Origin of the sequence: Allorhizocola rhizosphaerae, assembly GCF_003426775.1 — a bacterium.
Taxonomy (GTDB): domain Bacteria; phylum Actinomycetota; class Actinomycetes; order Mycobacteriales; family Micromonosporaceae; genus Allorhizocola; species Allorhizocola rhizosphaerae.
Genome location: NZ_QJUG01000264.1, coordinates 1 through 10,574, shown reverse-complemented (window position 1 = coordinate 10,574; position 10,574 = coordinate 1). Strand labels below are relative to the sequence as shown.

Here is a 10,574-nt window from a genome sequence, read left to right as displayed (position 1 = left end):
CACGGCCAGCGCGACGGCCCCGGGTGGCGGCAACCCCGGCGACCCGAGCGCCGCGCCGGCCCCGGGCGGCACGGCGACCGACAAGAAGGCGTGCGAGAACATCACCGCCAAGCTGACGGAGTGGGGCCTGGCGTTCGCCAACGCCGCGGCCGGGCTCGGGTCGGCGGGCAACGACGCCGGCAAGATCGAGACGGTGGTCAAGGACGTCAAGTCGGCCAACGCGAAGTTCGCCGGCGACCTGCGCGCCGAGGCGGGCAAGACCGGCGACGGCGAGGTCAAGAAGGTGGCCAACGACCTGGCGGCCGCGCTTGACAAGATCAACAATGGGCTCGACCCGAAGAAGGTCCAGCAGGACCCCAACGTGCTGCTCTCGGCGTTCGATCTGCCGGAGTACGCGGAGGCCTCGACGACCTACGAGAAACTGTGTGCAGGCTGACGCCGGGCCCGGTTTGGGCCGGACGTCGGGCGTGACGTAAGCTTGCTCTTCGTGCGTCTGCTGACGCGCGCCCAAATCGTATCCGCTAACGACAGGAGTCCGCGTCCCATGTACGCGATCGTCAAGACCGGCGGCAAGCAGTACAAGGTCGCCGAGGGCGACGTGATCGAGGTCGAGAAGCTCGACGGCTCGCCCGGCGACACTGTGGCGCTGACCGCGGTGTTGCTCGTCGACGGCGACGACCTGGTGAGCGACGCGGCGAAGCTTGCCAAGGTTTCCGTTTCCGGTGAGCTCGTGTCCCACACCAAGGGGCCGAAGATCCGGATTCACAAGTTCAAGAACAAGACCGGCTACCACAAGCGCCAGGGTCACCGCCAGCCGCTGACCCAGGTCAAGGTCACCGGCATCAAGACCGGGAAGTAGGCAACAAGCGATGGCACACAAAAAGGGTGCATCCAGCTCGCGCAACGGGCGTGACTCCGCCGCCCAGCGTCTGGGTGTGAAGCGCTTCGGCGGCCAGAAGGTGCGCGCCGGCGAGATCCTCATCCGGCAGCGCGGCACCAAGTTCCACCCGGGCGACCTGGTGGGCCGCGGCGGCGACGACACGCTCTTCGCGCTTGTCGACGGCTCGGTGCAGTTCGGCTTCAAGCGAGGCCGCAAGACGGTGAGCATCGTTCAGGCCGAAGCATAACGGCATCGCCGCGCTGTCGTCCGCACCGAGCGATCTTGAATCTGTCCCGGCAAGTTCGAGCTCGGAGATGTCGGCCTTCGGCCGCCACATCGTGACCTGGAAAAGCCGTCCATTGGCTTCGAGATCGCGAGGGAAGACGACAGCTTTGGGCGGCGTGCCCGGTCGTTGCTTGAGCACGACCAAGGAGTTGCAGCTTCACTTCAGGGCGTCCTTCCGAAGCGGAGGGACGCCCTGATTATTTCTGCGAGAGGATGGGTTCGTGGCGACGTTCGTGGACCGGGTGGTGCTGCACCTGCAGGCCGGTGACGGCGGGCACGGCTGCGTGTCCATCCACCGGGAGAAGTTCAAGCCGTTCGGCGGGCCGGACGGCGGCAACGGCGGCCACGGGGGCAACATCCTGCTCATCGTGGACCCCAACGTGCACACGCTGCTGGACTTCCACTTCCGCCCGCACGTGAAGGCCAAGAACGGCGCGGGTGGCGCGGGCAACAACCGCGACGGCGCCAACGGGGGCGACACCATTCTCAAGGTGCCGTCCGGCACGGTCGTGCAGACCATGGATGGCGAGGTGATCGCCGATCTGGTGGGCGCGGGCACCACGGTGGAGATCGCGCGGGGTGGGCGCGGTGGCCGGGGCAACGCGGCGCTCGCGTCGTCGCGGCGCAAGGCGCCCGGCTTCGCCGAGCTCGGTGAGCCCGGCGACCGGCTCGATGTGGTGCTGGAGCTCAAGAGCGTTGCCGATGTGGGGCTCGTGGGCTTCCCGAGCGCGGGCAAGTCGTCGCTCATCTCCGTGATTTCCGCGGCCAAGCCGAAGATCGCCGACTATCCTTTCACGACACTCGTGCCGAACCTGGGTGTGGTGCAGGCGGGCGAGCACGTGTTCACCGTCGCCGATGTGCCGGGGCTGATCCCGGGCGCGGCCACGGGCAAGGGCCTGGGCCTGCAGTTCCTCCGCCACATCGAGCGCTGCGCGGTGCTCGCGCATGTGGTCGACACGGCGACGCTGGAGCCGGGGCGCGACCCGGTGTCGGACATCGACGCGCTTGAGGCCGAGCTGGACGCCTACGGGAACCTGGCGGACAAACCGAGGATCATTGTCCTGAACAAAATCGACGTGCCGGACGGGCGGGACCTGGCGGAGATAGTCCGCGACGACCTCTCGCGCTATGGCTGGCCGATCTATGAGATCAGCACGGCCACCCGGGAGGGCCTGCAGGAGCTGGTCTATGCGCTGGCCCGCCTGGTCGAGGAGCACCGTGCGGCCACGCCCGTGCTCGAACCCACCCGCATCATCCTGCGGCCGTCCGCAGTGGACGATTCCGGCTTCTCGATCGAGCGCGACGAGGACGACGTCTGGGTGGTGTCGGGCAGCAAACCCGAGCGCTGGGTGCGCCAGACCAACTTCGACAACGACGAGGCGGTCGGCTATCTGGCGGATCGCCTGCTGCGCCTGGGGGTCGAGGAGAAGCTGGCGAAGCTGGGCGCCGAGCCGGGCGACACGGTCCGCATCGGCAGGCACGAGTTCGATTGGGTGCCCACGGTCGCCGACGAGTTCGTGCCGACCGTGCGCGGCGCGGATGCCCGCATCGAGGACCCTTCGACGCGGGCGACGGCCGCCGAGCGGCTCGCGGCGCGCAAGGCCCGGCGCCCGCGGCTGCGTGGCGAACTGGACACGGAAACAGAGTCGTAACAGCACGAAGCTAACTTCGCTGGAGTGTTGATCCAAAACAGGGAGATCACGCATCCCGACGTCGGCATGCTCGTCCGCAAAGCCGAGGACGAGCTGCTGGGGATCTATCCGGAGCAGACTCCACTCCCGCTGCACCCGCGCGCCCGGTTCGTCATCGCGTATCTGATGGGCGATCCGGTCGGCTGCGGCGCGCTCGTCCCGTTCGACGGCGACGCCGCTGAGATCAAGCGCATGTATGTGCTGCCCGCGCATCGCCGCTGCGGTGTGGGCCGGCGCATCCTGACGGCGTTGACGCGCCGCGCCGCGGGGCAGGGGTTCGTGCGCGTCGTGCTGGAGACGGGCACGCGGCACCCCGCGGCGATCGCGTTCTATGAGGCGGCCGGGTTCGAGCGAACCCCGGCCTACGGCCCCTATGTGGGCAACCGATTCTCAGTGTGTCTCGTCAAGCGGCTTTGATCAGACCGATCGCCTCCGTGGCACGCTCCAATGTGGCCTGTGCCCGGGGGCGTGCCTGCTTGGCGCCGTCGTGCAGCACCGACAGCACCTCGCCCGGGGTGAGCGCGGCGAACCGGCGCTGGATCGGCTCCAGCACGGCGATCACCGCGTCGGCTACCGCCGTTTTGAGCTCGCCGTAGGAGGCGAACTCGCGCCGGTCGCCCGTGCACGCGACGTAGATCTCCAGCAGGTTGGTCACGCCGGGCTGCCGGTCGGGGTCGCGCCGGACGATGTTCCTGGTATCGGTGACCGCGCGCATCACCTTGCGCCGCACCACATCCGGCCGGTCGAGCAGGCCGATCACCCCAGCCGTGACCGCGTTGGTCTTGCCCATCTTGGCGGTCGGCTCGGCCAGATCCATGATGCGCGCGGCGAACGCGGGGGTGACGGCGCGCGGCACGGTGAACGTCTGGCCGTATCGGGTGTTGAACCGGTAGGCCACGTCCCGGGCGAGCTCCAGGTGCTGGGTCTGGTCGTCGCCGACCGGTACCTCCTCGGTGTCATGGAGCAGGATGTCCGCGGCCATCAGGACGGGGTAGGTGAGCAGGCTCAATCTCACCGGATCCGGCCCGGTCGATTTCTCCTTGAACTGGATCATGCGTCTGGCCTCGCCGAAGCCGGTCGCACACTCCAGCAGATAGTGCAGCTGCGCGTGTTCGGACAGGTGTGATTGGACATACATGGTCGTCACATCCGGGTCCACCCCGGCGGCGAGCATGAGCCGGGCGTGCTCGACCGTCAGATCTCGGACACGCTGCGGGTCGTGCTCGATGGTCAACGCGTGCAGATCGACGATCATAATGACCGATTCGGTTACGCCCCGGCCGGTGCCTTGCACCGCAGGAGAAGGGGCGGCCGTGAGCAGCTCGCTTCCGGTTTCCCTCTGGCCGCCCACCAGCGGGCGGATCGCGCCCAGCAGGTTGCCGAGCTGGAGGTGGCCGGTGGGCTTGAGGCCGGTCAGGCGACGGGTCATTTTCTTTTTCCCTTCTTGTTTTGGTACCCGACCCGCCTGGCGCCGACACGAAAAAGCCGCCCGGGTCGGGCGGCCATCGGATGTCTCGGGTGCGCGAAGATGCGGGCCGCCCCTCAGGGCAGCCACCAGCTCAGGTTGATGAGGATGCGCACGGCGCCATTATCCCGGGGATTGGGGGAAGTTACAAGGGCTGCTGGCTCCTCCACTGGGCGGTTTTTTCTGGAAAGGTCTTGGGGCAGTTGGGTTTTCGCCTCGCACGAAAGGATTTCGGGGTGCACCGCCTTGTCGTGTTGTTCGATGAGAGCCCCGGGGTGACCGGTCGGCTGGAGCAGCGGCGTGCCGAGCCGTTGCTGGCCGAGGCGGTCGTGTGCGCCGTGCGTGAGGCCGATGCGCGCGGGCACCGCGTGATCGGGGTGATCGACCGGAGGGGGGAGCGCGTCGTGCAGGCCGCCGATCTGATCGTGCGGCTGCGCGGCGTCGCCAGAGATCTCAGCGAGGAGGAGCTGGTGCTCCTGCTGGAGCTCCTGCCGCTGTGAGGGGCCCGGCCCCGCGCCGGCTCTTGGGCGGGTGCGGGGCCATCGGGCACTATGAAGCCCATGCCGCATCGCTGTCTGACCCACGCTGAGGCCATCACCCGGGCCGCCACCGTGCGCAAGCTGTCCTACGAACTCGACGTGGACCTGACGGGCGGTGCCGAGCGTTTTCGCACGATCACCACCCTGCGCTTCGCGGCCGCGGAGGGCACATCGACGTTTGTCGAGTTGCGACCCGAAGAGCTGATCGGCGCCACGCTCAACGGGGCGCCGCTTTCGTCTGGCGTGATTGAAGGGCGGCTCGAACTGCCCGATCTCGCGGCGGAGAACGTGGCGGTGATCACGGCGGACTACGCGTACTCGCATTCGAGCGAGGGCATGCACCGGTTCGTGGACCCGGCCGACGGCGCGGTGTATGTCTACGCCCAGCCGTCGATCACCGACGCGCCCAACTTCATGGCCGCGTTCGACCAGCCCGACCTGAAGGCGTCGGTGGCGCTGTCGGTGACGGCCGACCCGTCGTGGGTGGTGCGGGCCAACGGCGAGGGCGTGCAGGAGTCCCCCGGGCGGTGGAACTTCGCGGCCACCAAACCGATCGCGACCTATCTGATCACCCTCGTGGCCGGTCCGCTCGTGGCGCGCTACGACGAGCACGACGGCATCCCGCTCGGGTTGTTCGCGCGGGCCAGCTATGCCGACGTGCTCGACCGGCACGCGGCGGAGATCTTCGAGGTGACCAAGGCGTGCTTCGACCGGTTCCATGAGCTTTTCGGGATCCGGTACCAGTTCGGCAAGTACGACCAGGCTTACATGCCCGAATTCAGTTGGGGCGCAATGGAGTTCCCCGGGTGTGTGGTGTTCCGCGACGAATACCTGTTCCGCGGGCCGGTGACCGACACCGAGCGGCTGGAGCGGGCGGCCGTGACGGCGCACGAGATGGCCCACATGTGGTTCGGCGACCTGGTGACCATGCGATGGTGGGACGACCTGTGGCTCAACGAGTCGTTCGCGACGTACATGGGATACCGGCTCACGGCCGAGGTGACCAAGTGGAAGCAGGCGTGGACGCGGTTCGGTGCGGGGCGCAAGCTCGCCGGATACGCGGGGGATCAGCGGCCCTCGACGCACGCGGTGGCGCCGCAGCAGGTGATCGACACCGACGACGCGTTTAACAACTTCGATGCGATTTCGTACGCGAAGGGATGCTCGGCGCTTCGGCAGCTGGTCGCGTGGATCGGGGACGACGCGTTCTTCGGCGGGCTTCGGTCGTACTTCGAAAAGCATGCCTGGGGAAGCGCCACGCTAGCCGACCTGCTCGCGGCGCTGTCGGAGTCCAGCGGCCGCGACGTGGAGGCGTGGGCGCAGGTGTGGCTGCGCACCCCGGGCGTCAACACGTTGAGCCCGATCATCGAGTGGGCGGCGGACGGGTCGTACGCGTCGGTGACCATCGAGCAGACCGCACCCTCGGGCCATCCCGTCCTCCGTCCACATCGGATCGGTGTGGCGTGGCGGGACGACGCCGGCGCGCGGCACCGGACGGACGTCGAGATCAGGGGCGCGCTGACGCCGCTGCCCGCGCTCAACGGTGTGAAAGGGTCGGATCTGCTGCTCAACGCGGGCGATCACACGTTTGCGAAGGTGCGGCTGGATGAGCGGACACGATCTTCGCTGGGAGAATTGATCAAGGAGCAGCCCGACACGCTCGCGCGGGCCCTGAGGTGGGGCAGCGCGTGGGACGCGACCCGCGACGCGCTCTGGCCGGTGGAGGAGTTCCTGGATCTGGTGGCGGCCGCACTGCCAAGCGAGCCGGATGTGACGGTGATCGAGTCGGTGTTCGGCATCGCGCGGCGCATCGCCGTGCCGTGTTACCTGCCGCGGGAACGGTTCGCGTGGGGGCTTTCACTGTTGGAACGGGTGTGTCGGTCCATTGTGGACGGATCGGAGCCAGGAAGCGCGTGCCAGCTGGCCGGTGCGCGGGGGTTGGTGTCGTGTTCGGGCCCGCGGCTGTTGCACGACTGGCTCGGTGGGCGGGAGTTGCCCCCGGGGCTGGTGGTCGACGCGGATCTGCGGTGGTCGCTGCTGTACCGGCTGGCGGTTCTGGGACAGGTGGGCGAGGCGCAGCTCGACGCGGAGCTGGAGCGGGACCACAGCGCGCGTGGCGAGCAGGAGGCGACGCGCTGCCGCGCCGCCCGGCCCGACCCGGCGGCCAAGGCGCACGCGTTCGACATCGTGGTGCGCGAGCAGGGGCTGTCCAACCGCCTCGTGATGTCGGCGGCGCTCGGCCTGTGGCAGCCGGAGCAGGAGGAGCTCACCCGGTCCTATGTGGAGCGATTCTTCGTCGAGCTGCCGCGCTCGGAGGGCCGGTCCGGTGATCTGCTCGCGACGATCGTCGAGTCGGGGTATCCCATCTATGAGGTGTCGCAAAACACAGTCGCTCACGCGGAGCGGGCGCTGGCCGGTGAGCTGCATCCCTTGCTGCGGCGGGCGTTGATCGACGAGACTGATGATCTCCGGCGGGCTTTGGGGGCGCGGGCGGCGGCAAGATCGGCATAGGATGGTGGTGTGGCACACCGGATTGGCGTCATGGGCGGCACCTTCGATCCGATCCACCATGGGCACCTGGTGGCGGCGAGCGAGGTGGCCGACAGCTTCGCGCTCGACGAGGTCATTTTCGTGCCGACCGGCCAGCCGTGGCAGAAGAGCAAACGGGTGGTCTCGCCGGCCGAGGACCGCTATCTGATGACCGTGATCGCGACGGCGTCCAATCCGCGCTTCTCGGTGAGCCGGGTCGATATCGATCGCGAGGGCCCGACCTACACCGTCGACACGTTGCGCGATCTGCATGGGCTGCATGGGGATAAGGCCGACCTGTTCTTCATCACGGGCGCCGACGCACTGGCGAAGATCCTTTCGTGGAAGGACGCCGACCGGATGTTCGAGCTCGCCCACTTCATCGGCGTGACCCGGCCCGGCTTCCGGTTGCGCAAGACCCACCTGCCGCCCGAGTCGGTCAGCCTGGTGCCGGTGCCGGCCATGGCGATCTCGTCGACCGACATCCGCGACCGGGTCGCCGCCGGCCAGCCCATTTGGTACCTGGTACCCGATGGAGTGGTGCAATACATCACAAAGCACAACCTTTACCGTCAGCCTGCTCACGCGATGGCCTGATGTGAGACGCTTGTTGATGCCAGGACCAAGACCAGAGGGAGAACTGTGCCCGCATCCGAGCGTGCTGTCGAGATGGCGTTGACCGCGGCCCAGGCTGCCGCCGACAAAAAAGCAGATAACATCGTTGTCCTCGACGTCTCCGAGCATTTGGCGATCACCGATGTGTTCGTGCTGGCGTCGGCCCCCAATGAGCGGCAGGTGCAGGCCATCGTCGACGCGGTCGAAGAGGCGCTGGTCCAGCTGCCGGAGAAGGCCAAGCCGCTGCGCCGGGAGGGCGAGCGGGCCGGCCGGTGGGTGCTGCTGGACTTCAACGACATCGTCGTGCACGTCCAGCACGGCGAGGAGCGTGAGTTTTACGCGCTCGACAAGCTGTGGAAGGACTGCCCGCAGATCGAGTTCGTCGATCGGGCGCTCATCTCGTGAGCCGCATCATCCTTTGGCGCCACGGCAACACCGACTGGAACAACGACGGCCGCATCCAGGGACAGACCGACGTCCCGCTCAACGAGCGCGGGCGGGGTCAGGCCTCGGCCTCGGCCGAGCGGCTCGCCGCGCTGGAGCCGAGCTTGATCATCTCCAGTGATCTGAGCCGCACCTGGGACACGGCCGCCGAGCTGGGCCGGCTCACGGGGTTGCCGGTGGAGCGAGAGCCCCGGCTGCGTGAGCGCGGGTTCGGGCTGTGGGAGACGCTCACGATCGACCAGATCAAGGTGCGGTTCCCGGACAGCCACGCGCGCTGGGCGGCCGGTGAGTCGGCACCCGGCGACGGGCTGGAGCCGCTCACCGATCTCGGCAAGCGGGTGTCGGAGGTGATCCGGCAGACCTACGAGCGCAATCCGGACGGGCTCACCGTGCTGGTCACCCACGGGGGCTCGGTGCGCTGGGGCGTGGCGGCGCTGCTGGGCTGGCCCGAGGAGGCGGCGCTCACGCTGGGCGCCCTGCACAACTGCCACTGGTCGGAGTTGGGCCATCATCCCACCTATCGCACGTGGCAGCTGCTCGCGCACAACGTGGGTGTCTGAGTTCGCGCAACTTGACGCGGGCGAGTAGCGTCCGAGCTGTCATGAACACACGAATGCTCATAGCCGCGGCTGCGGCGTGCGTCCTGCTGACCGCGGGCTGCGCCGGAGCTGGCGATCCTTCCGTTCCGCCATCCGCACCCACCTCATCGGCCCCGGAGGGCACCATGACACCGTCGCCCACGGCCTTCCCCGGCTCGTCGCCGACGCCGGACAAGACACCGGCTCCCGGCAAGGACGAGGTCACCCTCACCGGCACGGTGGAGTTCGTCGATCTGGAGGGCGGTTGCCGGGTGCTGCGTGCCGAGGGCAACAAGACCTATGAGATCAAGGGCGGCGACCCGGGCATCCTCAAGGCGGGAGCCCGCGTGACCGTTCGCGGCAAGATCCGTACCGACCTGATGACGATCTGTCAAATGGGTCCGGTGCTGGAGGTCATCTCGTCACAACCCGCATGATCGGCTAACGTGCCCGCATGTCCATAGTGGTCGTCACCGACTCAACCGCCTGCCTGCCCGACACGGCGACGTCCCACGGCGTGACCGTGGTGCCGTTGCACGTGGTGATGAGCGGCGTGTCGGGGCGGGAGGGTGTCGAGATCGGCCCGAGCGAGGTCGCGCAGACCATGCGGGCGCGCGGCACCGTGACCACCTCGCAGCCCTCGCCCGGCGAGTTCGCGGCCGCGTACCGCAGACTGTTCGACGAGGGTGCGACGGGTGTCGTGTCGATCCATCTGGCTGCCGGGCTGTCGGGCACCTTCGCGGGTGCCCAGGCGGCCGCCGCCGAGGCGCCGGGGCCGGTGGAGGTGATCGACTCCGGCTCGACCGGCATGGGCCTGGGCTTTCCGGCGCTGGCGGCCGCTTCGGCCGCGGCGGCGGGCAAGGATCTGGGCGAGGTGAAAGAGGCGGCGCTCACAGCGATTCGCGATACGTCCACGTTCTTCTATGTGGACACGCTTGAGCACCTGCGGCGCGGCGGGCGGATCACGGCAGCGGCGGCGCTGGTGGGGACGGCGCTGGCGGTCAAGCCGCTGCTGGAGGTCGCCGACGGCCGGATTGTCTTGCGGGACAAGGTCCGCACGGCGGGGCGTGCGCTGGACCGGCTGGTCAGCCTGGTATGCGATGCGGCGGGTGAGGGGCAGGTCGAGATAGCCGTGCACCACCTTGCCGCGGCCGAAAGAGCTTCTTTTCTCTCCGGTACGTTGCGGGAGCGCCTGGGCGATCGACTGAGCACGGTTTATACGAGCGAGGTTGGGGCGGCGGTGGCGGCGCATGTCGGGCCGGGGTTGGCTGGGGTTGTGGTGCATCGGGGTTGACCTCGCTTGCCTGTTATGCCACTGAGGTCGGGGCGCTTTGGCGGCGCATTGTGGGTTGATCTCGCTTGCCTGTTATAGGAGTGAGGTTGGGGCGGATGTCGGGCCGGGATCGGCGGGGGTTGTGGTGCATCGGGGTTGACCTCGCTTGTTCGTCATAGGAGTGAGGTCGGGCGGCGGTGGCGGCGGATGTCGGGCCGGGGTTGGCGGGGGTTGTTTTGCATCGATTGGATTGACCTCGCTTGTCTGTCGGCGGC

At 68.3% G+C, this 10,574-nt stretch carries 13 protein-coding genes; 12 read left to right on the top strand and 1 reads right to left on the bottom strand.

The features are described from left to right. The 5 genes from DM816_RS36100 to DM816_RS36080 all read left to right on the top strand — a co-directional run. Positions 1-436, top strand: a 436-nt coding sequence (locus DM816_RS36100; protein WP_162908183.1) for a hypothetical protein, incomplete at its 5' end; no start/stop codon positions are given. Between the two features lie 108 nt (positions 437-544). Further along, positions 545-859, top strand: coding sequence for a 50S ribosomal protein L21 (gene rplU / locus DM816_RS36095; RefSeq protein ID WP_117215010.1), 315 nt, complete (start codon positions 545-547; stop codon positions 857-859). A gap of 10 nt (positions 860-869) precedes the next feature. Next, complete coding sequence (rpmA, locus tag DM816_RS36090) at positions 870-1,127, top strand: 50S ribosomal protein L27 (protein ID WP_117215009.1); 258 nt, start codon at positions 870-872, stop codon at positions 1,125-1,127. A gap of 259 nt (positions 1,128-1,386) precedes the next feature. Beyond that, the gene (obgE, locus tag DM816_RS36085) at positions 1,387-2,817 is read left to right on the top strand and encodes a GTPase ObgE (RefSeq protein ID WP_117215008.1); all 1,431 of its coding nucleotides are present in this window, start codon (positions 1,387-1,389) and stop codon (positions 2,815-2,817) included. Positions 2,818-2,841: 24 nt separating this feature from the next. Then, complete coding sequence (locus DM816_RS36080) at positions 2,842-3,273, top strand: GNAT family N-acetyltransferase (protein WP_117215007.1); 432 nt, start codon at positions 2,842-2,844, stop codon at positions 3,271-3,273. Here the strand turns inward: DM816_RS36080 and trpS are convergent. Next, on the bottom strand, positions 3,260-4,285 hold the full coding sequence (gene trpS / locus DM816_RS36075; protein WP_117215006.1) for a tryptophan--tRNA ligase: 1,026 nt from the start codon (positions 4,283-4,285) through the stop codon (positions 3,260-3,262). The two genes, DM816_RS36080 and trpS, sit on opposite strands and share 14 nt — an antisense overlap. 272 nt (positions 4,286-4,557) lie before the next feature. On the opposite strand from trpS, the gene DM816_RS36070 reads away from it, so the two are divergent. The 7 genes from DM816_RS36070 to DM816_RS36040 are packed head-to-tail and all read left to right on the top strand — an operon-like array spanning position 4,558 to position 10,320. Beyond that, positions 4,558-4,821 carry a hypothetical protein gene (locus tag DM816_RS36070; RefSeq protein ID WP_117215005.1) on the top strand — a complete coding sequence of 88 codons (264 nt, stop codon included), beginning with the start codon at positions 4,558-4,560 and terminating at the stop codon, positions 4,819-4,821. A 60-nt stretch (positions 4,822-4,881) separates the two neighbouring features. Beyond that, entirely contained in the window at positions 4,882-7,371 is a 2,490-nt protein-coding gene (gene pepN, locus DM816_RS36065) for an aminopeptidase N (protein WP_117215004.1), read from the top strand. A 9-nt stretch (positions 7,372-7,380) separates the two neighbouring features. After that, positions 7,381-7,986: a nicotinate-nucleotide adenylyltransferase gene (gene nadD / locus DM816_RS36060; RefSeq protein ID WP_281274391.1), complete on the top strand. Its 606-nt coding sequence runs from the start codon at positions 7,381-7,383 to the stop codon at positions 7,984-7,986. A gap of 45 nt (positions 7,987-8,031) precedes the next feature. Then, positions 8,032-8,409: a ribosome silencing factor gene (gene rsfS / locus DM816_RS36055; protein ID WP_117215002.1), complete on the top strand. Its 378-nt coding sequence runs from the start codon at positions 8,032-8,034 to the stop codon at positions 8,407-8,409. Beyond that, positions 8,406-9,008: a histidine phosphatase family protein gene (locus DM816_RS36050; protein ID WP_117215001.1), complete on the top strand. Its 603-nt coding sequence runs from the start codon at positions 8,406-8,408 to the stop codon at positions 9,006-9,008. The genes rsfS and DM816_RS36050 overlap by 4 nt, the downstream gene beginning before the upstream one ends. Before the next feature lie 41 nt (positions 9,009-9,049). Next, complete coding sequence (locus tag DM816_RS43995; protein ID WP_211589006.1) at positions 9,050-9,463, top strand: hypothetical protein; 414 nt, start codon at positions 9,050-9,052, stop codon at positions 9,461-9,463. 17 nt (positions 9,464-9,480) lie between these two features. Further along, on the top strand, positions 9,481-10,320 hold the full coding sequence (locus DM816_RS36040) for a DegV family protein (RefSeq protein WP_117215000.1): 840 nt from the start codon (positions 9,481-9,483) through the stop codon (positions 10,318-10,320). Positions 10,321-10,574: the final 254 nt, after the last annotated feature.